Here is a 23,656-nt window from a genome sequence, read left to right as displayed (position 1 = left end):
AGTCATTCCGGGGCACGCGAAGCGTGAACCCGGAATCTCGAGATTCCGGGTTCGATGCTGTCGCATCGCCCCGGAATGACGGCGACTATCTCAACGCCTTCTCCATCTGCGGCAACAACACGGTCCGCAGATTGTCCGGCGTGATCGGTCCCACCAGCTTGTAGACGATGGTGCCTTCGCGACCGACGACGAAAGTCTCCGGCACGCCATAGACGCCCCATTCGATCGAGGCGCGGCCGTTGGCATCGACGCCGACGTGGCCGAACGGGTTGCCGTAGCGCCCGAGGAAGCGCCGCGCATTGTCGGCGGCATCCTTGTAGTTGATGCCGACGAGCTGGAAGCGCTTGTCTTTTGCCAATTCGGTCAGGAGCGGCGCCTCGTCGTGGCATGGCACGCACCAGGACGCCCAGACATTGACGAGGCTGACCTTGCCCTTGAACGCAGCGGGATCGAGGCCGGGAATCTGCGCGTTGTCGGCCTGCAATCCCTCGAGCGGCGGCAGCATGGTTTGCGGCGCGGGGCGTCCGATCAGCGCGGAAGGGATCCGCGAGGGATCGCCGCTGCCGAGCCGGAACCAGAACAGCAGCGCCAGGCCGATGAAGGCAATCAACGGCAGCACCATCAGGAAGGTGCGGCGCTGCGGCGGAGCTGAGGTCGATTGATCGCTCATGGTGTGTCCGTGGCGCTACGGCCGGAGCGGCGGGTCACGCCGCTGCGCTCGAACTCGCGCAGGCGCTGTGTCTGGCTGCGATAATCGAGCACGATCCAGCCGATCAGGAGCACGACCACGAGCGCGGCCGCGGCATAGGATGTCACGATGAAAGACGCGTAGGGGCCGAGCGACATGATCATGCAGCCCCAACTTCTTTTGACGTGCTGTCTTCACGCGAACTGATACCGACTTCTGAAAACGCCACACGGCTCGCCTGCATCATCTGCAGAGATCGCACGCGCCGGCGCAAAATTTCGTTGCGCATCGCAGCCAGATGCAGCGTGACGAACAGCAGGGTGAACCCGACCGCCATCACCAGCAGCGGAATCAGGAACGATTTGTCGAGCGACGAGCCGCCCATCCGCATCACCGAGGCTGGCTGGTGCAGCGTGTTCCACCAGTCGACCGAGAACTTGATGATGGGCAGGTTGATCGCGCCGACCAGGGTCAGCACGGCGGCGGCGCGCGCCGCGCGGGAGGGCTCGTCGACCGCGCGCCACAGTGCCATCAGGCCGAGATACATCAGGAACAGGATCAGCACCGAGGTCAGCCGCGCGTCCCATTCCCAATAGGTGCCCCACATCGGCCGGCCCCACAGCGATCCGGTCAGCAGCGCAAGGAAGGTGAAGGCGGCGCCGATCGGTGCTGCCGCCTTGGCGGCGACGTCGGCGAGCGGATGCCGCCACACCAGCGTGCCCAGCGAGGCGATGCTCATCACGCCCCACACGAACATCGACAGCCAGGCATTGGGCACGTGGATGAACATGATCTTCACCGTCGCGCCCTGCTGATAGTCGTCGGGCGCGGTGGCGGACTGATAGAGCCCGATCGTGAGCAGGATGATTGTCGCAGCCGCAAGCCACGGCAAGAGCCGCCCCGTCAGCGCGAGGAACCGTGTCGGGTTGGCAAGGTCGATCAGCGTCATGGTATCCTGATAATCACAGGTAAGCGCTCACGCAATCAGCACGAAAGTCGGCAGCGAAAGTTGATCGGGGTCAAGGTCAGTCCGGTCCATCTCAATCCAGCCCATGCTTCAGGCTCGCCGCAGCCGCGAAGGGACCGATCACGAGGCTGACCAGCGACAGCGCGCAGAGGATCGAGAACGGCGCGCCGAACGTCATGGGGCCGACGATCGCCGCCTGCGAGGCCGCGACGCCGAAAATCAGCACCGGGATCGACAGCGGCAGCACCAGGACCGCCATCAGCAAGCCGCCACGATGCAGCGTCACCGCCAGCGCCGCACCGATCATCCCGGTAAACGTCAGCGCGGGGGTGCCGGCGAGCAGCGTCAGCGCCACCGAGCCGGTCGCGACCATGTCGAGGTTGAGCAGCAGGCCGAGCACGGGGGTTGCGACGATCAGCGGCAGGCCCGCCGCCAGCCAATGCGCCAGCGCTTTCGCCGCGCAGGCGAGTTCCAGCGGGGTCCGGCTCATTGTGATCAGGTCGAGCGAGCCGTCCTCGTGGTCGGCCATGAACAGCCGGTCCAGGGTCAGCAGGCTCGCCAGCAGCGCCCCCAGCCACAGGATCGCCGGCCCGAGCCGCGACAGCAGTGCCAGATCCGGCCCCACCGCAAACGGCATCAGCACCACCACAGTCAGGAAGAACAGCACGCCAATCAACGCCCCACCGCCGACGCGGAGCGCGATCCGGATGTCCCGGCGAATGAGGGCGGACAGGGCGGTCATGGGGGGCTCCCATTGTGCCTCAGGCCCGGTGCGCTCCCTCCCCCGCTTGCGGGGGAGGGTTGGGGAGAGGGTGTCTCGACAACGAAGATTCCCCCAGAGGAGAGAACCCTCACCCGGCGCTGCGCGCCGACCTCTCCCGCAAGCGGGAGAGGCGAGGGAGCCCGCGGCGACGACTGCGTCCTGGGTGCGAGAGCGGCACCCAGCCGCTTGGAAAACTGATGGTCCATCGGAATCACGCCATCCCCCCGATCCGCAGCTCCCGCGAATCGATCCCGAGCGGGGCGTGGGTGGCGGCGATGATCAGGCCGCCGCGCGCCAAGTGCTCTCGCATCAATCCGGAAAACATGTCCTGTCCCGCGACATCCAGCGCGTTGGTCGGCTCGTCCAACAGCCAGACCGGGCGGCGCACGGTCAATAGCCGGGCAAGCGAGAGCCGGCGGCGCTGGCCGGCGGACAGGAAGGCGGCGGGCAGATCGGCGGCATGGTCGAGCCCGACGGTGGCGAGGCTCTCGCCGGCCTCAAAACGCTCGCCGCCGAGAAAATCGGCCCAGAATGTCAGATTCTCCGCCACGCTCAGGGCCGGCTTCAGGGCGTCGCGATGGCCGAGATAGTGGCATTGCTCTGGCAAAGTCAGCTCGGTGTCGCCTCCGTCCAGCGCGATCGTGCCGCCCGCCGGAATGAGCAGGCCCGCGATCAGCCGCAGCAGCGACGTCTTGCCCGATCCGTTGCGGCCGACGACCGCCACGGCTTCGCCGGAGCCGGCCTCGAAATCGAGCCCGGAAAACACCTCGCGCCCGCCCCGCACGCAAATGACCCCGCGTCCGGAAAGCTGCATCTTGCCTCGTATCGATCCGCTCAAAGCCAGGCCTCAGGAAAACTTGGGGTAGCGCATGGGAATTTTTGGCTCGCGGATTGCCGCGGCGCGATTGTGGCTGTGGCGGCGCGGTTAGAAAGCTTCTATAAGCCCGGAACTACTTGATGCAGCAACTCAACCTGCCCCTGCAAGCGGCCCAGCCTGCTCCGCTGACGGTGTTAAAATACCCCTTGCCGGGTATAACTAACAATTGGGATTTCCTACATGACCTCGCTCGACAGCTTCAAATGCAAAAAGACCCTCAAGGTCGGCGCCAAGACCTATGTTTATTACAGCCTGCCCACGGCCGAGAAGAATGGTCTGAAGGGAATTTCGAAACTCCCCTACTCAATGAAGGTTTTGCTCGAGAACCTGCTCCGCAACGAGGACGGCCGCTCGGTCAAGAAGGCAGACATCGTCGCGGTGTCGAAGTGGCTGCGCAAGAAGTCGCTGGAGCATGAGATTGCCTTCCGCCCGGCGCGCGTGCTGATGCAGGACTTCACCGGCGTGCCCGCCGTGGTCGATCTCGCCGCGATGCGCAACGCGATGCAGAAGCTCGGCGGCGACGCCGAGAAGATCAATCCGCTGGTGCCGGTCGACCTCGTCATCGACCACTCCGTGATCGTGAACTTCTTCGGCGACAACAAGGCCTTCGGCAAGAACGTCACCGAGGAATACAAGCAGAACCAGGAGCGCTACGAGTTCCTGAAATGGGGCCAGAAGGCGTTCTCGAACTTCTCCGTCGTGCCGCCCGGCACCGGCATCTGCCACCAGGTCAATCTCGAATATCTCTCCCAGACGGTCTGGACCAAGAAGGAGAAGATGACGGTCGGCAAGAAGACCGGCACCTTCGAGGTCGCCTATCCCGACTCGCTGGTCGGCACCGATTCCCACACCACCATGGTCAACGGTCTCGCCGTGCTCGGCTGGGGCGTCGGCGGCATCGAGGCGGAAGCCTGCATGCTCGGCCAGCCGCTGTCGATGCTGCTGCCCAACGTCGTCGGCTTCAAGCTGAAGGGCGCGATGAAGGAAGGGGTCACTGCGACCGACCTCGTGCTGACGGTCACGCAGATGCTGCGCAAGCTCGGCGTCGTCGGCAAGTTCGTCGAATTCTTCGGCCCCGGGCTCGACCATCTCTCGGTCGCCGACAAGGCGACCATCGCCAACATGGCGCCCGAATATGGCGCGACCTGCGGCTTCTTCCCGGTCGATGCCGCCGCACTCGATTATCTCAAGACCTCCGGCCGCGCCTCGGCGCGCGTCGCGCTGGTGCAGGCCTATGCGAAAGCGCAAGGGCTGTTCCGCACCGCCAAGTCGCCCGATCCGGTGTTCACGGAGACGCTGACGCTCGACCTCGGCGACGTCGTGCCGTCGATGGCCGGTCCGAAGCGGCCCGAAGGCCGCATTGCGCTGCCGTCCGTGGCCGAGGGCTTCTCGCTCGCCCTCGCCAGCGAATACAAGAAGGCCGAGGAGCCGGCGAAGCGCTTCCCGGTCGAAGGCAAGAAGTTCGACATCGGCCATGGCGACGTCGTCATCGCCGCGATCACCTCCTGCACCAACACCTCGAACCCGAGCGTGCTGATCGGTGCCGGTCTGCTGGCGCGCAACGCCGCGGCGAAGGGCCTCAAGGCCAAGCCGTGGGTGAAGACCTCGCTCGCCCCGGGCAGCCAGGTGGTGGCGGCCTATCTCGCCGATTCCGGTCTGCAGGCCGATCTCGACAAGGTCGGCTTCAACCTGGTCGGCTTCGGCTGCACCACCTGCATCGGTAATTCCGGTCCGCTGCCCGAGGAGATCTCGAAGTCGATCAACGACAACGGCATCGTCGCGGCTGCCGTGCTCTCCGGTAACCGCAACTTCGAAGGCCGCGTCTCGCCAGACGTGCAGGCGAACTATCTGGCCTCGCCGCCGCTCGTGGTCGCCCACGCGCTCGCAGGCAGCGTCACCAAGAATCTCGCGGTCGAACCGCTCGGTGAAGGCAAGGACGGCAAGCCGGTCTACCTGAAGGACATCTGGCCGACGACGAAGGAGATCAACGCCTTCATGAAGAAGTTCGTGACCGCGGCGATCTTCAAGAAGAAATATGCCGACGTGTTCAAGGGCGACACCAACTGGCGCAAGATCAAGACGGTCGAAAGCGAGACCTATCGCTGGAACATGAGCTCGACCTATGTGCAGAACCCGCCCTATTTCGAAGGCATGAAGAAGGAGCCGGAGCCGGTCACCGACATCGTCGAGGCCCGCATCCTCGCCATGTTCGGCGACAAGATCACCACCGACCACATCTCGCCGGCCGGTTCGATCAAGCTCACCTCGCCCGCGGGCAAATATCTCAGCGAGCACCAGGTGCGTCCGGCCGACTTCAACCAGTACGGCACGCGGCGCGGCAACCACGAAGTCATGATGCGCGGCACCTTCGCCAATATCCGCATCAAGAACTTCATGTTGAAGGGCGCCGACGGCAATATTCCGGAAGGCGGCCTCACCAAGCACTGGCCCGACGGCGAGCAGATGTCGATTTACGACGCCGCGATGAAGTACCAGCAGGAGCAGGTGCCGCTGGTGGTGTTCGCCGGCGCCGAATACGGCAACGGCTCCTCGCGCGACTGGGCCGCGAAGGGCACGCGTCTGCTCGGCGTGCGCGCCGTGATCTGCCAGAGCTTCGAGCGCATCCACCGCTCCAACCTGGTCGGCATGGGTGTGCTGCCGCTGACCTTCGAGGACGGCACCTCCTGGTCGTCGCTCGGTCTGAAGGGCGACGAGAAGGTCACGCTGCGCGGCCTCGTCGGCGACCTCAAGCCGCGCCAGAAGCTGACCGCGGAGATCGTCTCCGGCGACGGTTCGCTGCAGCGCGTTTCGCTGCTCTGCCGCATCGATACGCTGGACGAGCTCGAATATTACCGCAACGGCGGCATCCTGCACTACGTGCTGCGCAAGCTCGCGGCGTAAGCGCGGATTTGTGAACGGTGGCTCACTGCGAAGTGAGTAGTAGGTTACACGAAGGCGGCCTATCACAGGCCGCCTTCGTGCGTTCGCGGTAGGCTTCAGATGGGCCCCGCCCTGCGGAGAAACCTCACGCTTTGGACGGTGTTTTGGCGGACGAATGTGCGAGGCCCGTAAGACTACGGTGACCATCCGGCGGTAAGATTTCCCTCTCACGAGCAATGGTGTGCGGCGTTCGACATGACAACAATGACGGCTTCTCATCTGGTTTCACGCTGGTCCGGCGCCCTCTGGTCGGGAGCTCTTGGTCTCTGTGCGATCGTCGCCGTCATTCGTCCTGCCGAGGCTGATCCCCGCGCCGTTGTCGAATTGTTTACCTCGCAGGGCTGCTCCTCCTGCCCGCCGGCCGACAAGATCATCGGCGACCTCTCCCGCGATCCCTCGATCATCGCGCTGAGCATGCCGATCGACTATTGGGATTATCTCGGCTGGAAGGACACATTGGCCGATTCGCGCTTCTCTGCACGGCAGCGTGCCTATTCGCGCATGCGCGGCGACCGCGAAGTCTACACGCCGCAGGTCGTGGTCAACGGCTCCACTCATGTCGTCGGCAGCGACCGCACCGGCATCGAAAGCGCGATCGGCAGGACCGACAAGGGCACGGGCGTGATGAGCGTGCCGGTGACGATGTCGCTCGCGGGCAAGCAGATCAACGTCTCTGTGGCCGCGAGCAAGGAGCCGACGGCGTCCCACGGCGAGGTCTGGATCTGCTCGATCGCGAAGTCGGTGCCGATCGCGATCAGCCGCGGCGAAAATCGCGGACAGCAGGTCATCTATCACAACGTGGTGCGCAACCTGCTCAAGGTCGGCGACTGGACCGGCCGTCCGGAAAGCTGGACGGTGCCGATCGAGAACCTCACGCGCGACGGCGTCGACGGTGCCGTGGTCTATGTCCAGGACGGCAGCCGGGAGAAACCGGGCCCGATGCTGGGCGCGGCGTACACGTCGCTGCACTGATTCGCAGCGCGCTCAAGATCATCTCAAGACAACTTGTCTCTCGTCATTCCGGGGCGCGCGAAGCGCGAACCCGGAATCCATCGATCCACCATCCGAGCTGAGAAATGGATTCCGGGCTCGCGCCAAGAGGCGCGCCCCGGAATGACAGCGAGTGAGAAACATCCCGACCCAACAAAAAAGGACCAACTCGCGTTGGCCCTCCTTGTATGCGAACAGACCCGATCCTGACGGCCCCGGGGGGCTGGGGGCTGAGGAATCCGGAACCGAAAGGACCGGGTCAACGCACATCCTTCTTTTCGCAATGCAGGGCGGCAGTCGCTTGGCGGAAAAGCGGCGACACTATGATTCCTGCTAACGATCCCGTGACGGTTTGCCGCGAGAGAGTTCCACCGCTGCGTGTGGGCGGATTGCTTCTGATTCGAGGGGCCTTGCAGTGGGGAACAGTTGGCGCGATCATGCAACTGTCATGATCCGCGGTTCCGGGGACGGTCTTCGCGGACGCGCTCATGCTGATGCGACAGGAGGCGGCCTATGAGTCTGTCGGAGGATGCCGATCCGAGCGACCAGCGCGCGGCGGCGCGCCCCGCCGCTACGAATGCGCAACCGACCCGCGTGACGTTCAACCGGCTCGAGCTGCACCGTATTCTCAATCTCTACGGCCGGATGGTCGCCGACGGCGAGTGGCGTGACTATGCCATCGACTTCCTCAGGGACCGCGCCATGTTCTCGGTCTTTCGCCGCGCCTCGGAAGTGCCGATCTATCGTATCGAAAAGGATCCGCGCCTCGCGCGCAAGCAGGGCATGTACAGCGTGATCTCGGCGACGGGTCTGATCCTGCGCCGTGGCCACGAGCTCGAGCGCGTGCTCCTGGTGATCGATCGCAAGCTGGCGGTGGTGTGAGCACCCCCGTCATTCCGGGGCGCGACGAAGTCGCGAACCCGGAATCTCGATATTGTTCGCCCACAACTTCTGGATTCCGGGTTCGCGCTGCGCGCGCCCCCGAATGACGGTAGCTCCTACTTCTCCGGCACCGTACTCGCGCCCTCACCAAGATCCCGCTGCATCATCACCGTGTCGAGCCAGCGGCCGAATTTCAGCCCGACGCTCGGATGCGTGCCGATCATCTTGAAGCCGGCCCTGGTGTGCACGCCGATCGAACCCGCATTGGCGGAATCGCCGATCACGGCGATCATCTGGCGGAAGCCGCGCGCCTCGCATTCGACGATCAGCCGCTTCAGCAGGAGCGCCCCGATGCCGCGACGGTGGAAGGACGGATCGAGATAGATCGAGTTTTCGACCGTGAAGCGGTAGGCCGGCCGTGGCCGGTAGGCGCCGGCATAGGCGTAGCCGGCGACGCGCCCGTCGAGAATGGCGACGAAATAGGGATAGCCGCCGTCGATCAGCGTGCGGTAGCGGCGCGTCATCTCGGCGAGGTCGGGCGGCTCCAGCTCGAACGTCGCGGTGCCCTCGCGGACGGCCTGCTGGTAGATGGCGGTGATGGCGGGAAGGTCGGCCTCAAGAGTAGGCCTGATATCGGGTGCGGACATGGGCCAAGATTAGAGCCTTCCCGGGACGGCTGGAAGAGGCGAACGGCCTTCCCACGTCGTCATTGCGAGCGAAACGAAGCAATCCAGAAATGCGTCCGTGGAGGGACTCTGGATTGCTTCGTCGCAAGAGCTCCTCGCAATGACGGTGGTTGAGGGAACATCACGGCCAAACAAAAACCCCGGCCTCTCGGCCGGGGCTGGTGTCGTTCGCTCTGGGCTGGCGCTTAGTCGCGCTGGCCGAGGAGCTGCAGGAGCAGCGTGAACAGGTTGATGAAGTTCAGGTACAGCGACAGCGCGCCGGTGATGGCCGCACGCTCTGCGATGTCACCGCCGGCCGAGGCGTAGCCGTAGATGTAGTCGTTCTTCAGCCGCTGGGTATCCCAGGCGGTGAGGCCCGCGAACACCAGCACGCCGACCACCGACACCACGAACTGCAGCACCGAGCTCGCCAGGAACAGGTTCACCAGGCTGGCGATGACGATGCCGATCAGGCCCATGAACAGGAACGAACCCATTCCGCTCATGTCACGCTTGGTGGTGTAACCGTAGAGGCTGAGCGCGCCGAAGGTCGCCGCGGTGATGAAGAACACCCGCACGATCGAGGTGTGTGTGAACACCAGGAAGATCGAGGACAGCGAGATGCCCATCAGCGCCGCGAACACCCAGAACAGGATCTGGGCGGTCGAGGGAGCGAGACGGTTGATGCCTGCCGAGATCACGAACACCATGGCGAGCGGCGCGAGCATGAACAGCCACTTCAGGGGGCTGACGAACATCGCGTAGCCGAACGGCGTCAGGAACAGCTTGCCGACGCGGACGGCTTCCGGGGTCGGAACGTCAGTCACGGCGGCCATGTAGACGCCGAGCGCGGCAAGGCCGGTGATGGCCAGGCCGATGCTCATGTAGTTGTAGATGCGCAGCATGTAAGCGCGCAGGCCGGCATCGACCGTCGCGGCGTCAACACGCCCGGCGGCCCTGCCGAAAGGAGAAGCGTAATTGCGGTCTAGGTCCGACATGGTCGAATTCCCGTTGGTTGGTCCGGTCCGGCATGAGGGTCGCCATGCCGCCGGTTCGTCAAATTCTATCTCGGATACCGACGTCTGCCGACTAAATTTTGGCTAACAATCGGGACTCCGAACCCACTCGATATGTGGGAAACTAACACATCCGCTGCAACCTTCCACGCGCGGCTGAATGTCGCCCTCGCCCGCAATCCTGGCGAGCAGACGTGGTTAATCGCTGGAATCGTGCGATTTCGCTCCCGCGCAGCCGCCCGCTACCATTTGTCACAAATTCCGCAACACCGTGGCGGGCTTTTTGTTCAACGCCAGGAGCGTGCCGGCGAGCCCGAGCCCGACCGTGACGACCAAAGCAGCCGCGACCACGCCGGCTGCGCTGCCGCCCTGCCAGACGAAAGTGAGGGTCATCAGCCGGGTCACGATCATCCAGGCCGCGACGCTGCCGGCGAAAACGCCGAACACCGCGGTGGCGAGCCCGATCAGGAGGTATTCGAGCGCATAGGCGCCGAGCAGCCGCAGTCGGGTCGCGCCCAGGGTCTTGAGGATCACCGCATCGTAGACCCTGTGCCGATGGCCGGCGGCGAGCGCGCCGCCCAACACCAGGATCGCCGAGATCAGGGTCACCGCGCTGGCGCCGCGGATCGCCAGCGCAAGGTTGGTCACGACCGAGCCGACCGTCTCCATCACCTCGCGCACGCGCACGCTCGTCACCATCGGATAGGCGTCAGCGACCTCCTTGATGATCTTGCCGTCGCCGGCCGCATCGCCTCCGGCTTCCGTCAGCGTCGCGATGTGGGTGTGCGGGGCGCCCTTGAAGGCGTTCGGCGAGAACACCAGGACGAAATTGATGCCGAGGCCCTGCCAGTCGATGGTGCGCAGATTGCTGATCTTGGCGGGGATGTCGCGGCCGAGGATATTGACCACGACCTCGTCGCCGAGCTTGAGGCCGAGTCCGTCCGCGATCTTCTTCTCCATCGAAACCAGCGGCGGGCCGGAATAATCGGCGCTCCACCACGCGCCCTCGACCACCTTGGAGCCCTTCGGCAGATCGGCGGTATAGGTCAGGCCACGGTCGCTCTGCAGCACCCACTCGGAATCGGTGCTGGGCTTGAGCTCCTCGGCGCGGACGCCACGGGCTCCGACGATCCGCCCGCGCAGCATCGGCACGTCATCGACCTTCGCGCCAGGGGCGAGCTGGCGCAGATAGGAGTCGAACTGCTCGGCCTGCGTGCTCGGAATGTCGATGAAGAAGAACGATGGCGCGTGCTCGGGCAGCGCCGCCAGGAACTGCCGGCGCAGATTGCCGTCGATCTGGGTGATGGTGACGAGCACGGCGAGTCCGAGCCCGAGCGAGAGCACGACCGAGGGCGTCAGCGCGCCCGGCCGGTGAATGTTGGCAATCGCAAGTCGCAGCATCGGCCACCGCGTGCGCGGCAGTCGCCGTGCGATCGTCATCAGCAGGGCGGCAATGCCGCGCAGCAGCGCGAACACGACCACGGAGGAGGCCACGAACACCGCGGCGATGCGCTTGTCGAAGGAGAGCCCGATCACGACCGCGATGAGCAGCGCGATCACGACGGCCATGAAGACGAGATAGCTCCAGCGTGGCCGGTGCCATTCGGAGCTGATGGTGTCGCGGAACAGCGCGGCCACCGGCATGTCGTGTACCCGCCCGAGCGGCCACAGGCCGAAGGCAAGCGCGGTGAGCAGCCCGTAGACGAACGACAGCGCAAGCTCGTCGGCATGCACCGCCGGCACCACCGGCAGCGGCAGCAGCTTGCCGAACAGGCCGACGATCGCGAAGGGCATGGCGGCGCCGAGCGCGAGCCCGATCAGCGACCCAATCGCGGCGAGCAGGAGAACCTGGGCGAGATAGATGCCGAACACGTCGCGCCCGGTGGCGCCGACCGCCTTGAAGGCCGCGATCACCTCGAGCTTGTGGTCGATATGGGCCTTGACGGCATTGGCGACGCCGACACCGCCGACCAGCAGCGCGGCGAGGCCGACCAGCGTCAGGAACTGCGTGAAGCGGTTGATGTTGCGCTCGAGCTGCGGCGAGGCATTGGAGCGGCTGCGGACCTCCCAGCCGGCCTGCGGCGCGGCGTTGCGCGAATCCGCAATGAAGGCGTCGGTGGCGCGCTCGCTATTGGCGATCTCCGGCAGCTTCACCCGGTAGACCCAGCGCACCAGGCTGCCGGGCTGGACCAGCCCGGTGGCGCGCAGGCCCGCTTCGCTGATCAGGAAGCGCGGGCCGAAGCCGATGCCGCCGGCGAGCTTGTCGGGCTCGGCTTCGACGGCGCTGCGGATCTGGAACGTCGCAGCCCCGACGGTGACGCGATCGCCGGTCTTGAGCGATAGCCGCGTCAGCAGCGTCGGATCGGCGGCTGCGCCGAACGCGCCGTCGCGCTCCGCGAGCAGGTCGGACATCGGCAGCGGTGGCGCCAGCGTCAACTGGCCCAGCATCGGATAGGTGCCGTCGACCGCCTTCATCTCGACCAGCGCCAGCTTGCCCTCGGCCGAGCGCGCCATTCCGCGCAGAGTGGCGGCGCTCGAGACAGTGCCGCGCGAACGCAGGAAGGCGACTTCCTCCGGCTTCGCCTCGCGCTGAAACAAGACGAACGATACGTCGCCGCCGAGCAGCGTACGGCCCTCGCGGGCGAGGCCGTCGCTCAGGCTCGCCGACACCGAGCCGACACCGGCGATGGCCATCACGCCGAGCGCGATGCAGGCAATGAAGACGTAGAAGCCGCGCAGGCCGCCGCGCAATTCGCGTAGCGCGTAGCGCAGCGACAGCGCGACGCCGTTGGGCTTCGCGAACGGTTCGGCAGCAATGCTCATGCCGGCGCCGACTGCGTGTCGATGCGCCCGGAGCGCAGGCGGATCACGCGATCGCAGCGATGCGCGAGCGAGGAATCGTGCGTGACCAGCACCAGCGTCATGCCGCGCTCGGCATGCTTGCTGAACAGGAGGTCGACGATCTGTTGTCCCGTGGCTTCGTCGAGATTGCCGGTCGGCTCGTCGGCAACGAGGATCGCGGGATCGGGTGCCAGCGCGCGGGCCAGCGCGACGCGCTGCTGCTCGCCGCCGGAGAGCTGCGTCGGATAATGATGCAGACGGTCGCCAAGGCCGACCGATTGCAGCTCCTGCGCCGCGCGCCTGGCGGCGTCGGGATTGCCCGCAAGCTCGAGTGGCACCGCGACGTTCTCCAGCGCGGTCATGGTCGGGATCAAATGGAAGGACTGGAAGACGATGCCGACCTGGCGGCCGCGGAAGCGAGCCAGCGCGTCTTCGTCGAGGGCATTGAAAGACGTGCCGCTGACCACCACCTCTCCGCTATCAGGACGCTCCAGCCCCGCCATCACCATCAGCAGCGTGGATTTGCCCGAGCCTGACGGGCCGATCAGGCCGATCGTTTCGCTCCGGCCGACGCGCAAGCTGATATCCTTGAGAATGTGAACGCGTGCCGCGCCCGTACCCAATGACAGATTGACGTTGGAGATGGCGATGGTGTCCGCCGAACTGTCGGCGAGCGAAGAGGAAGAGATGCGAGTGTCCATGGTCCGGTCATATGGCAACTCCGCACGCGCGGTCGAGAGGCGTTACGGATTGTTCATGCACATAGCCGTGTTGATGCTCGGTTTGATGACGGTGGCAAATCCGGCGTGGGCTCCGGCATGGGCCGAAGCGGCGAAGCCGATCAAGCTGGTGGTTCTCGGCGATTCCCTGAGCGCTGGCCTCGGCCTCCCGGCCCAGGAGGCGTTCCCCGCAAAACTTCAAAAATCTTTACAAGACAAAGGGATAGAGGTCGGCATGACCAATGCCGGGGTGTCCGGCGACACCTCCTCGGGGGGCCGTGACCGGCTCGACTGGTCGGTCCCTGACGGAACCGACGGTGTGATCATCGAGCTCGGCGCCAACGATGCGCTGCGCGGCATCGATCCCGATTTGACGCGCGCTGCGCTCACCGAGATCGTCCAGCGTCTCAAGGCGCGCAAGATCGCGGTGATGCTGTGCGGCATGCTGGCGCCGCCGAACTACGGCGCGGACTATGCCGCGCGCTTCAATTCGATTTATCCGGATTTGGCGAAAAAATACGGCGTGCCGCTCTATCCGTTTTTTCTCGACGGTGTCGCGGCCGATGCCAAGCTCAACCAGGCCGACGGCATTCATCCGACCGCGCCCGGCGTCGACATCATCGTCAGGAATATCTTGCCCACGGTTGAGGCATTCCTTGGCACCATAGCTGAGCAACGGCGTTGAAAAGCAGGCAACGCTAACCGTAATTCCCAGGGTTTTACCGGAGTAAGGCGCGCGATGCTTCGCAGAGTCACACAACTGCGATAGGAATTGAGGTACCGGTGATTCGTCGCCGGCTCTAAAATTTGGATATGATCTTTCCCTGGATCATGCCCAAGCATCGGGAGTGCGAAACGATGCCGCGTTTGTTCACTGGTCTGGAAATTCCGGCCGAGATTGGCCAGTCGCTTTCCAATTTGCGGGGCGGCCTTCCCGGCGCCCGCTGGATCGATCCCGAAAATTACCACGTCACACTGCGCTTCATCGGCAATATCGACGGCATGTCCGCCAACGAAATCGCCTCGATGCTGTTTCGCGTTGACCGCAAGCCGTTCGAGGTGAAGGTGCAGGGCTTGCAGAGTTTCGGCGGACGCAAGCCGCGCGCGGTGGTCGCCACCATCGTGCCGAGCAAGCCGCTGATGGAATTGCAAGCCGAGCTCGAGCGCCTGATGCAGCGGATCGGCCTCGATCCTGAGGGTCGCAAGTTCATCCCGCATGTCACGCTGGCCCGGCTCCACGACGCCACCGACCGTGACGTCGCCGATTATCTGTCGCTGCGCGGCTATTTTCCCAGCAAGGCGTTCACGGCCGAACGTTTCGTGCTGTTCTCGTCCCGCGCCTCCACCGGCGGCGGCCCGTATGTGGTCGAGGACGCGTACGAGCTGTGTGAGTGAGCTTGGCTAACAAGCCGAGGCCCTGGCGCGTCGACCGGTAGCGTCTATCGCGCTCAGAGTGGCAATCCGTGTTTGTCATAGGCAACGATTTCGTCTGCCGTCTGGTCGGCTATCACCGGCAGTTCGCTCCAGCGTTGGCGGATCGCAGCCATATCGTCCAATAGAGCAGTCTTGCGGTGCTGATTGTCGATACGGCTAAGCCGCTCCTCGATAGCTCGCTTCGTCGCGACCACAACGGTCTCGCCGGTGAGTTGCGCCAGCCTGCATGCGAGATGCTCGGTCTCGGGGTCTTCGATATTAAGAGCCATGTCAGGAGCCACAAAGTAGCCGCTTTACTTTACTGATATCTCAATCATCCGCCCACACCCACATGTATGAGGGTAAGCGCATACGCCCCTTGCGCCAATACGGAGTTGCAATTTCCGCTCATCTCTGGCGGTAAAGAGCATGCTCTCGACCCCCAGTTCCTCATTCCGCGAGGCCTATCAGGCCCAGATCGCGTCCGGCGCGATCGAGCCCGACGCTGCCCAGGCTGAAATCGCCGACGCCTATGCGGCGCTCGACCAGCGGCTCGCCGATTACAAGCCGGCGCGCAAGCAGGGCCTGCTCAGCCGCCTGTTCAGCAGCGACAAGGACGAGGCGCCGCACGGGCTCTACGTCCATGGCGAGGTCGGCCGCGGCAAGACCATGCTGATGGATCTGTTCTTCCAGCACTCGACCGTCGAGCACAAGCGGCGCGCGCATTTCCACGAATTCATGGCCGATGTGCACGAGCGCATCTACGATTATCGCCAGGGCATCGCGCGCGGCGAGATCGCCGACGGCGACGTCATCGCGCTGACCGCGCATGCGATCTTCGAGGAGAGTTGGCTGCTCTGTTTCGACGAATTCCACGTCACCGACATCGCGGACGCGATGATCCTCGGCCGCCTGTTCGCAAAGCTGCTGGAGCTCGGCACCGTGGTGGTGGCGACCTCCAACGTCGCGCCTGACGACCTCTACAAGGGCGGTCTGAATCGTTCGCTGTTCCTGCCCTTCATCAGGCAGATTACCGACCACATGGACGTGCTGCGGCTCGACGCGCGCACCGACTTCCGGCTGGAAAAGCTTCAGGGCGTGCCGATGTGGCTGACACCGGCAGACACCGAGGCGGACACCGCGCTCGACCGCGCCTGGTCGAGGATGTCAGGCAGCGCCAAATGCAAGTCGCGCGATATTTCGATCAAGGGCCGCATCCTGCACGTGCCGTGCTCGGCCCACGGCGTGGCGCGCTTCGCGTTCGCCGATCTCTGCGAGAAGCCGCTCGGGGCATCCGACTATCTCAGGCTGGCGCACGATTATCACACCATCCTGGTCGACCACATTCCAGTGATGGACATCTCTCAGCGCAACGCCGCCAAGCGTTTCATCACGCTGATCGACACGCTCTATGACAATGCCGTGAAGCTGATGGCCTCGGCCGATGCCAACCCGATCTCGCTCTATCTTGCCAACGAGGGCAACGAGGCCAACGAGTTCAAGCGCACCGCCTCGCGCCTGATCGAAATGAGCTCGGAATCCTATCTGGCGCTGCCCCACGGCCGCAAGGATTCCACCGCCAGCGGCTCGACCAAGGGGCTGGTGGAGACTTAAGTCCTATGCGGCCGTCATTCCGGGGCGTCGCCAAGCGACGAGCCCGGAATCCATACTCCCGATCGTCGTTATGGATTCCGGGCTCGCGACTTCGTCGCGCCCCGGAATGACCGTTGGGATAGGCTGACGGTTCGGGGGGTATTCTGGCTGCTTTCGCGGCGAGCCCGACAATTGGGCATCCACCGACTTGAACGGGGGAGGCGAAAGGGATAACCACCCGTCTCAGTTTTCCCCTCCTTACGTGTCTAAAGGACAGGTTCACATGGCGCGCGACAAGATTGCTTTGATTGGCTCCGGTCAGATCGGCGGAACGCTGGCTCATCTCATCGGCCTGAAAGAGCTGGGCGACGTGGTGATGTTCGACATCGCCGAGGGCGTGCCGCAGGGCAAGGCGCTCGACATCGCACAGTCCTCGCCGGTCGATGGCTTTGACGCGCACTATACCGGCGCGAACTCCTACGAGGCGCTGGACAATGCAAAGGTCTGCATCGTCACCGCCGGCGTGCCCCGCAAGCCCGGCATGAGCCGCGACGACCTCCTCTCCATCAACCTCAAGGTCATGGAGCAGGTCGGCGCCGGCATCAAGAAGTACGCCCCCGACGCTTTCGTCATCTGCATCACCAACCCGCTCGACGCGATGGTCTGGGCGCTGCAGAAGGCTAGCGGCCTGCCGCACAAGAAGGTCGTCGGCATGGCCGGCGTGCTGGATTCGTCGCGCTTCCGCTACTTCCTGGCCGACGAGTTCAACGTTTCGGTCGAAGACGTCACCGCCTTCGTGCTGGGCGGCCATGGCGACACGATGGTGCCGCTGGTAAAATACTCCACCGTCGCCGGCATTCCGCTGCCCGATCTCGTCAAGATGGGCTGGACCTCGCAGGCGCGCCTCGACGAGATCGTCGACCGCACCCGCAACGGCGGCGCCGAGATCGTCAATCTGCTCAAGACCGGCTCGGCCTTCTACGCGCCGGCGGCTTCCGCGATCGCGATGGCCGAGAGCTATCTGCGTGACAAGAAGCGCGTGCTGGCCTCGGCCGCCTACCTGAACGGCGAATACGGCGTGAAGGACATGTATGTCGGCGTGCCCGTCGTGATCGGCTCCAAGGGCGTCGAGCGCGTCGTCGAGATCGAGCTCGTCGGCAAGGACCGCGAAGCCTTCGACAAGTCAGTCGGCGCGGTGCAGGGTCTGGTTGACGCCTGCAAGAAGATCGCACCCGACCTTCTGGGCCGCTAAACCCAACAATCCCCGCCGAAGATCGAAAACCCGGTCTTCGGCGGTTTCACTTCCGGGCCCCCGCTGCAACTCTTGTTGAGGGCTGGCGGGTTCCGGATCGGCAGTCCAGAGATCGATGTCAGAGAATCCGGGTTGCAGTTCCTGTGGTATATGGTATGCCAGCCACAAGACTGAGGTGGGCCTACGAGGTCACCGCCCGCGGGTTCAGGGAGCGACTAAATGAATATCCATGAATATCAGGCCAAAGCGCTGCTGAACGAGTTCGGTGTCGCGATCTCGAAGGGCGTTCCGGTCCTGAAGGCGGCCGATGCGGACGCGGCGGCAAAGGCTCTCCCGGGCCCGGTCTGGGTCGTGAAGAGCCAGATCCACGCCGGCGGCCGCGGCAAGGGCAAGTTCAAGGAAGCATCCGCCGGCGACAAGGGCGGCGTCCGCATCGCCAAGTCGGCCGCGGAAGTTTCCGAATTCGCCAAGCAGATGCTCGGCGCAACGCTCGTCACCATCCAGACCGGACCCGCCGGCAAGCAGGTCAACCGCCTTTACATCGAGGACGGCTCCGACATCGACAAGGAATTCTACCTCTCGATCCTGGTCGACCGCGAGACCTCCCGCGTCTCCTTCGTGGTGTCGACCGAGGGCGGCGTCAACATCGAGGACGTCGCGCACAACACGCCTGAGAAGATCGTGACCTTCTCGATCGATCCCGCAACCGGCATCATGGGCCATCACGGCCGCACCGTCGCCAACGCGCTGAAACTCTCCGGCGATCTCGCCAAGCAGGCCGAGAAGCTCACCGCGCAGCTCTATGCGGCGTTCGTCGCCAAGGACATGTCGATGCTGGAGATCAACCCGCTGGTCGTGACCAAGCAGGGCCAGCTCCGCGTCCTCGACGCCAAGGTGTCGTTCGACGACAACGCCCTGTTCCGTCACCCCGAGGTGCTCGCGCTGCGCGACGAGACCGAGGAAGACGCCAAGGAAATCGAGGCCTCGAAATACGACCTCAACTACGTCACCCTCGACGGCAATATCGGCTGCATGGTCAACGGCGCCGGCCTCGCGATGGCGACGATGGACATCATCAAGCTCTACGGCATGGCGCCGGCGAACTTCCTCGACGTCGGCGGCAGCGCCAGCAAGGAAAAGGTGGCGGCCGCCTTCAAGATCATCACCGCGGATCCCAACGTGAAGGGCATCCTGGTCAACATCTTCGGCGGCATCATGAAGTGCGACGTGATCGCCGAGGGCGTGACGGCTGCGGTTCGTGAAGTCGGCCTCAGCGTGCCGCTGGTGGTTCGCCTCGAAGGCACCAATGTCGAGCTGGGCAAGAAGATCATCCGTGAATCCGGCCTGAACGTGGTGCCGGCCGACAATCTCGACGACGCCGCGCAGAAGATTGTGAAGGCCGTCAAGGGAGGCTGAGGCCATGACCCAGGACCATCTCGCTGCATCATCTCCGCTGCCGGAGCACGCGCGTCTTGCCGCGTTCGCCGGTGAATGGAATGGCGAAGAGGTGGTCTTTCCGTCGCGCTGGACGGACGGGGGAACGGCGACTTCTCGCGTCGTGGCCCACATGGATCTCAATGGCTTCTATCTGATCCAGGACTCGGTCCAGACCCGCGACGGCAAGCAGAGCTTCGCCACCCACGGCATCTTCACCTTCGACCGCGAAGACCGGACCTACAAATTGTTCTGGTACGACTCGCTCGGCTACACGCCGCCCTCGCCCGCCTCCGGCGGGTGGGTCGGCAAGACCCTGACGCTGGTGCGCGGCTCGCTCCGCGGCAATGCGCGCCACGTCTATGAAATCATCGACGACGATTCCTATTCGTTGAAGATCCAGTTCTCGCCGGACGCGGAAGGCTGGGCCGACGTGCTCACCGGCGTCTACCGCCGCATCCACTGACCTCTCACTCGTTAGTTTCGCGAAAGCAGACCTCATGTCCATCCTGATCGACAAGAACACCAAGGTCATCTGCCAGGGCTTTACCGGCAAGAACGGCACCTTCCATTCGGAGGCCGCGATTGCCTATGGCACCAAGATGGTCGGCGGCACTTCGCCCGGCAAAGGCGGCGCGACGCATCTGGGCCTGCCGGTGTTCGACACCGTGCGCGAGGCGCGTGAGAAGACCGGCGCGGATGCGTCGGTGATCTACGTGCCGCCGCCGGGCGCGGCCGATGCGATCTGCGAAGCCATCGACGCCGAGATCCCGCTGATCGTCTGCATCACCGAAGGTATCCCGGTCATCGACATGGTCCGGGTGAAGCGCTCGCTGGCCGGCTCCAAGTCGCGCCTGATCGGGCCGAACTGCCCGGGTGTCATGACTGCGGGCGAGTGCAAGATCGGCATCATGCCGGCCAACATCTTCAAGACCGGGAGCGTCGGCATCGTTTCCCGCTCCGGCACCCTGACCTACGAAGCCGTGTTCCAGACCACCCAGGAAGGCCTCGGCCAGACCACCGCGGTCGGCATCGGCGGCGATCCGGTCAAGGGAACCGAGTTTATCGACGTGCTGGAAATGCTGCTCGGCGATCCCCAGACCGAGTCCATCATCATGATCGGCGAGATCGGCGGTTCCGCCGAGGAGGACGCCGCCCAGTTCCTCAAGGACGAGGCCAAGCGCGGCCGCAAGAAGCCGATGGTCGGTTTCATTGCCGGTGTCACGGCCCCTCCCGGCCGCCGCATGGGCCATGCCGGTGCGATCATTTCGGGCGGCAAGGGCGACGCTGGTTCCAAGACCGACGCGATGAAATCGGCTGGAATTACAGTGTCCCCGTCTCCCGCCCGGCTCGGGCACACGCTTGCCGAAAAATTGAAAGCCTGATTCACACCTTCGCAATTTTCCGGGCGAAGTTTCGCAGCAAATAGGGTAAATGGTGCCTGTCGCGCTGGTCCTCTGCCGGGGAGCCCAGCGCCAGCGCCGTTTGTTATGCGCGAACCGAAATCGCCAGGAACTCAAGTATGTCTCGCCAAGACGCGAACGCAGCCTTTGCCCTCTCCTCTTTTTTGCAGGGCACCAACGCCACCTACATCGACGAAATCTACGCCCGCTACGAGAAGGACCCGTCCTCGGTGGATGCCGAGTGGCAGGAATTCTTCAAGAGCCTCAACGACCAGCCGGGCGACATCAGCAAGAACGCCCAAGGCCCGTCCTGGGAGCGCGCCAACTGGCCGCTGACCCCGCAGGACGATCTGACCTCCGCGCTCGACGGCAATTGGGCGGAAGTCGAGAAGACGGTCGGAGCCAAGATCGCGGCCAAGGCGCAGGCCAAGAGCGGTGACAAGGGCGGCGGCCTCTCCTCCGCCGATTTGCTCCAGGCCACGCGCGACTCGGTCCGCGCGCTGATGCTGATCCGCTCCTACCGCATGCGCGGCCACTTCCACGCCAAGCTCGATCCGCTCGGCATCGAAGCCCAGCGCAATCGCGAAGAGCTCGATCCGCGGACCTACGGCTTCAGCGAAGCCGATTTCGACCGGAAGATCTTCCTCGACCATGTGCTCGGTCTCGAATACGCCAGCTTGCGCGAAATCACCGCGATCTGTGAGCGCACGTACTGCCAGACGCTCGGCGTCGAGTTCATGCACATCACCAACGCGGCGCAGAAGGCGTGGATCCAGGAGCGGATCGAGGGGCCGGACAAGGAAATCTCCTTCACCCGCGAAGGCCGCCGCGCCATCCTGATGAAGCTGGTCGAGGCCGAAGGTTTCGAGAAATTCTGTGACACCAAGTTTACCGGCACCAAGCGCTTCGGCCTTGATGGCGCCGAGTCACTGATCCCCGCGCTCGAGCAGATCATCAAGCGCGGCGGCAATCTCGGCGTGAAGGAAGTCGTGCTGGGCATGCCGCATCGCGGCCGCCTCAACGTACTGACCCAGGTGATGGGCAAGCCGCATCGCGCGCTGTTCCACGAGTTCAAGGGCGGTTCGGCCAATCCTGATGCGGTCGAAGGCTCGGGCGACGTCAAATATCACCTCGGCGCGTCCTCGGATCGCGAGTTCGACGGCAACCGCATCCATCTGTCGCTGACCGCCAACCCCTCGCATCTCGAGATCGTCGATCCCGTGGTGCTCGGAAAAGTCCGCGCCAAGCAGGACCAGCACGGCGATCCCCCGGATATGCGCATCTCGGTGATGCCGCTGCTGATGCATGGCGACGCCGCATTTGCCGGCCAGGGCGTGGTCGCCGAATGTTTCGGCCTGTCGGACCTGAAGGGCTACCGCACCGGCGGCTCCGTCCACTTCATCGTCAACAACCAGATCGGCTTCACCACCTATCCGCGTTATTCCCGTTCGTCGCCTTACCCGTCCGACGTGGCGAAGATGATCGACGCGCCGATCTTCCACGTCAACGGCGACGATCCGGAAGCCGTCGTGTTCGCGGCCAAGGTCGCGACCGAGTTTAGGCAGAAATTCCACAAGCCCGTCGTCATCGACATGTTCTGTTACCGCAGGCATGGCCATAACGAGGGCGACGAGCCGGCTTTCACCCAGCCGGTGATGTACAAGAAGATCGCGGCCCATCCGTCGACGCTCGAGCTCTACGCCCGCCGCCTCATCAGCGAAGGCGTGCTGACCGAGGGCGAGGTCGAGAAGGCCAAGGCGGACTGGCGCGCGCGGCTTGATGCCGAGCTTGAAGCCGGCTCCGGCTACAAGCCCAACAAGGCCGACTGGCTCGACGGCAAATGGGCCGGCTTCAAGATCGCGGATCAGGAAGAAGACGCGCGGCGTGGCGTCACCGGCGTTGACATCGCGGCCCTGAAGGACATCGGCCGCAAGATCACCAAGGTGCCGGACGGTTTCCGCGTCCACCGCACCATCCAGCGCTTCCTCGAAAACCGCGCCAAGGCGATCGACGGCGGCACGGGCATCGACTGGGCGACCGGCGAGGCGCTGGCGTTCTGCACGCTGCTCAACGAGAACCACCATGTCCGCCTATCCGGACAGGATTCGGAGCGCGGCACCTTCTCGCAGCGCCACTCGGTCCTGATCGACCAGGAAGACGAGAGCCGCTACACGCCGTTCAACCATCTCGGTCACGAGCAGGGCCATTACGAGGTCATCAACTCGCTGCTGTCTGAAGAAGCCGTGCTCGGCTTCGAATACGGCTATTCGCTCGCCGAGCCGAACACGTTGACCCTGTGGGAAGCGCAGTTCGGCGACTTCGCCAACGGCGCGCAGGTCGTGTTCGACCAGTTCATCTCCTCGGGTGAACGCAAATGGCTGCGCATGTCCGGCCTCGTCTGCCTCCTGCCGCACGGCTATGAAGGCCAGGGACCGGAGCACTCCTCGGCGCGTCTGGAGCGTTATCTCCAGATGTGCGCGGAAGACAACATGCAGGTAGTCTATCCGACCACGCCGGCGAACTACTTCCACGTGCTGCGCCGCCAGCTCCATCGCGAGATTCGCAAGCCGCTGATCGTGATGACGCCGAAGTCGCTGCTGCGTCACAAGCGGGCGGTGTCGCGACTCGAGGAGCTCGCGAAGGGAACGACCTTCCACCGCATCCTCTATGACGACGCCCAGATGCTACCGAGCGAAGCGATCAAGCTCGTTCCCGACGAGAAGATCCGCCGCATCGTGCTCTGCTCGGGCAAGGTCTATTACGACCTCTACGAGGAGCGCGAGAAGCGCGGGATGGACGACATCTACCTGATGCGCGTCGAGCAGCTCTATCCGGTGCCGCTCAAGGCGCTGGTGGCCGAGCTGTCGCGCTTCAAGAAGGCCGAAGTGGTGTGGTGCCAGGAAGAGCCGCGCAACATGGGTGCCTGGCACTTCATCGAGCCCTATCTGGAATGGGTGCTGAACCAGGTGAACGGTGTGAGCCGGCGTCCGCGTTATGTCGGCCGCGCCGCCTCCGCCGCGACCGCCACGGGTCTGATGTCGAAGCATCAGGCGCAGTTAAAGGCGTTCCTGGACGAAGCATTGAGCTGAGAAGTTTTTTGGACGCTGTCATCGCCCGCCTTGTGCGCAATTGCGCCCTGGGGCGGGCGATCCAGTACGCCGTGACGGCCGTGATGACCACGAACGCCGCGGAGTACTGGATGCCCCGCCTTCG

At 64.3% G+C, this 23,656-nt stretch carries 21 protein-coding genes; 11 read left to right on the top strand and 10 right to left on the bottom strand.

Annotated elements, in window-relative coordinates:
- Nucleotides 1-85: 85 nt before the first annotated feature.
- From GWG67_RS35150 to ccmA, 5 genes are all read right to left on the bottom strand, one after another.
- Nucleotides 86-670: a DsbE family thiol:disulfide interchange protein gene (locus GWG67_RS35150; RefSeq protein ID WP_275174214.1), complete on the bottom strand. Its 585-nt coding sequence runs from the start codon at nt 668-670 to the stop codon at nt 86-88.
- Nucleotides 667-852, bottom strand: a complete 186-nt coding sequence (gene ccmD, locus GWG67_RS35145; RefSeq protein WP_275174213.1) for a heme exporter protein CcmD — start codon at nt 850-852, stop codon at nt 667-669. Before ccmD ends, GWG67_RS35150 begins: the two co-directional genes overlap by 4 nt.
- Nucleotides 849-1,637, bottom strand: coding sequence for a heme ABC transporter permease (locus GWG67_RS35140; RefSeq protein ID WP_275174211.1), 789 nt, complete (start codon nt 1,635-1,637; stop codon nt 849-851). The genes ccmD and GWG67_RS35140 overlap by 4 nt, the downstream gene beginning before the upstream one ends.
- 91 nt (nt 1,638-1,728) lie before the next feature.
- The gene (ccmB, locus tag GWG67_RS35135; protein WP_275174209.1) at nt 1,729-2,397 is read right to left on the bottom strand and encodes a heme exporter protein CcmB; all 669 of its coding nucleotides are present in this window, start codon (nt 2,395-2,397) and stop codon (nt 1,729-1,731) included.
- 232 nt (nt 2,398-2,629) lie between these two features.
- Nucleotides 2,630-3,232 (bottom strand): heme ABC exporter ATP-binding protein CcmA, encoded by a 603-nt coding sequence (gene ccmA / locus GWG67_RS35130; protein WP_275174207.1) that lies wholly within the window; start codon nt 3,230-3,232, stop codon nt 2,630-2,632.
- A 243-nt stretch (nt 3,233-3,475) separates the two neighbouring features.
- On the opposite strand from ccmA, the gene acnA reads away from it, so the two are divergent.
- The 3 genes from acnA (at nt 3,476) to GWG67_RS35115 (ending at nt 8,107) form a co-directional block, all read left to right on the top strand.
- Nucleotides 3,476-6,196 (top strand): aconitate hydratase AcnA, encoded by a 2,721-nt coding sequence (gene acnA / locus GWG67_RS35125; RefSeq protein ID WP_275174206.1) that lies wholly within the window; start codon nt 3,476-3,478, stop codon nt 6,194-6,196.
- Between the two features lie 234 nt (nt 6,197-6,430).
- Nucleotides 6,431-7,207 carry a thioredoxin family protein gene (locus GWG67_RS35120; RefSeq protein WP_275174204.1) on the top strand — a complete coding sequence of 259 codons (777 nt, stop codon included), beginning with the start codon at nt 6,431-6,433 and terminating at the stop codon, nt 7,205-7,207.
- Between the two features lie 531 nt (nt 7,208-7,738).
- Nucleotides 7,739-8,107 carry a DUF2794 domain-containing protein gene (locus tag GWG67_RS35115; RefSeq protein WP_275174203.1) on the top strand — a complete coding sequence of 123 codons (369 nt, stop codon included), beginning with the start codon at nt 7,739-7,741 and terminating at the stop codon, nt 8,105-8,107.
- Between the two features lie 116 nt (nt 8,108-8,223).
- Here GWG67_RS35115 and GWG67_RS35110 read toward each other — a convergent pair whose 3' ends face one another.
- The 4 genes from GWG67_RS35110 to GWG67_RS35095 all read right to left on the bottom strand — a co-directional run bounded on the left by GWG67_RS35110 (nt 8,224) and on the right by GWG67_RS35095 (nt 13,330).
- Nucleotides 8,224-8,754, bottom strand: coding sequence for a GNAT family N-acetyltransferase (locus GWG67_RS35110; protein ID WP_275174202.1), 531 nt, complete (start codon nt 8,752-8,754; stop codon nt 8,224-8,226).
- Nucleotides 8,755-8,978: 224 nt separating this feature from the next.
- Nucleotides 8,979-9,770, bottom strand: a complete 792-nt coding sequence (locus tag GWG67_RS35105) for a Bax inhibitor-1/YccA family protein (RefSeq protein ID WP_007604312.1) — start codon at nt 9,768-9,770, stop codon at nt 8,979-8,981.
- A 270-nt stretch (nt 9,771-10,040) separates the two neighbouring features.
- Nucleotides 10,041-12,611 (bottom strand): ABC transporter permease, encoded by a 2,571-nt coding sequence (locus GWG67_RS35100; protein WP_275174201.1) that lies wholly within the window; start codon nt 12,609-12,611, stop codon nt 10,041-10,043.
- Nucleotides 12,608-13,330 (bottom strand): ABC transporter ATP-binding protein, encoded by a 723-nt coding sequence (locus GWG67_RS35095; protein WP_275174199.1) that lies wholly within the window; start codon nt 13,328-13,330, stop codon nt 12,608-12,610. The genes GWG67_RS35100 and GWG67_RS35095 overlap by 4 nt, the downstream gene beginning before the upstream one ends.
- A 55-nt stretch (nt 13,331-13,385) precedes the next feature.
- Here GWG67_RS35095 and GWG67_RS35090 point away from each other — a divergent pair, with 55 nt between their 5' ends.
- Together GWG67_RS35090 and thpR are read left to right on the top strand one after the other, a co-directional pair.
- A complete protein-coding gene (locus GWG67_RS35090; RefSeq protein ID WP_275174228.1) occupies nt 13,386-14,033 on the top strand; it encodes an arylesterase in 648 nt (215 codons plus the stop codon).
- 173 nt (nt 14,034-14,206) lie between these two features.
- A complete protein-coding gene (thpR, locus tag GWG67_RS35085; protein WP_007598862.1) occupies nt 14,207-14,743 on the top strand; it encodes an RNA 2',3'-cyclic phosphodiesterase in 537 nt (178 codons plus the stop codon).
- A 53-nt stretch (nt 14,744-14,796) separates the two neighbouring features.
- On the opposite strand, the gene GWG67_RS35080 is transcribed toward thpR, so the two are convergent.
- Nucleotides 14,797-15,051, bottom strand: a complete 255-nt coding sequence (locus tag GWG67_RS35080; protein ID WP_275174198.1) for a type II toxin-antitoxin system VapB family antitoxin — start codon at nt 15,049-15,051, stop codon at nt 14,797-14,799.
- 139 nt (nt 15,052-15,190) lie between these two features.
- Here GWG67_RS35080 and zapE point away from each other — a divergent pair, with 139 nt between their 5' ends.
- The 6 genes from zapE to GWG67_RS35050 all read left to right on the top strand — a co-directional run bounded on the left by zapE (nt 15,191) and on the right by GWG67_RS35050 (nt 23,532).
- Nucleotides 15,191-16,375, top strand: a complete 1,185-nt coding sequence (gene zapE / locus GWG67_RS35075; RefSeq protein ID WP_275174197.1) for a cell division protein ZapE — start codon at nt 15,191-15,193, stop codon at nt 16,373-16,375.
- Between the two features lie 262 nt (nt 16,376-16,637).
- A complete protein-coding gene (gene mdh / locus GWG67_RS35070; RefSeq protein WP_007598869.1) occupies nt 16,638-17,606 on the top strand; it encodes a malate dehydrogenase in 969 nt (322 codons plus the stop codon).
- A 219-nt stretch (nt 17,607-17,825) separates the two neighbouring features.
- On the top strand, nt 17,826-19,022 hold the full coding sequence (gene sucC / locus GWG67_RS35065) for an ADP-forming succinate--CoA ligase subunit beta (protein WP_027566399.1): 1,197 nt from the start codon (nt 17,826-17,828) through the stop codon (nt 19,020-19,022).
- 4 nt (nt 19,023-19,026) lie between these two features.
- Nucleotides 19,027-19,506, top strand: coding sequence for a DUF1579 family protein (locus tag GWG67_RS35060; protein WP_275174195.1), 480 nt, complete (start codon nt 19,027-19,029; stop codon nt 19,504-19,506).
- Nucleotides 19,507-19,540: 34 nt separating this feature from the next.
- On the top strand, nt 19,541-20,425 hold the full coding sequence (gene sucD / locus GWG67_RS35055; RefSeq protein WP_275174194.1) for a succinate--CoA ligase subunit alpha: 885 nt from the start codon (nt 19,541-19,543) through the stop codon (nt 20,423-20,425).
- 137 nt (nt 20,426-20,562) lie between these two features.
- A complete protein-coding gene (locus GWG67_RS35050) occupies nt 20,563-23,532 on the top strand; it encodes a 2-oxoglutarate dehydrogenase E1 component (RefSeq protein ID WP_275174193.1) in 2,970 nt (989 codons plus the stop codon).
- Nucleotides 23,533-23,656: the final 124 nt, after the last annotated feature.

The organism is Bradyrhizobium sp. CSS354 (genome assembly GCF_029051725.1).
In the GTDB taxonomy this organism is placed as follows: domain Bacteria; phylum Pseudomonadota; class Alphaproteobacteria; order Rhizobiales; family Xanthobacteraceae; genus Bradyrhizobium.
The sequence above is the reverse complement of the archived record's forward strand: the minus strand, read 5'-3'. Positions and strand labels throughout refer to the sequence as shown.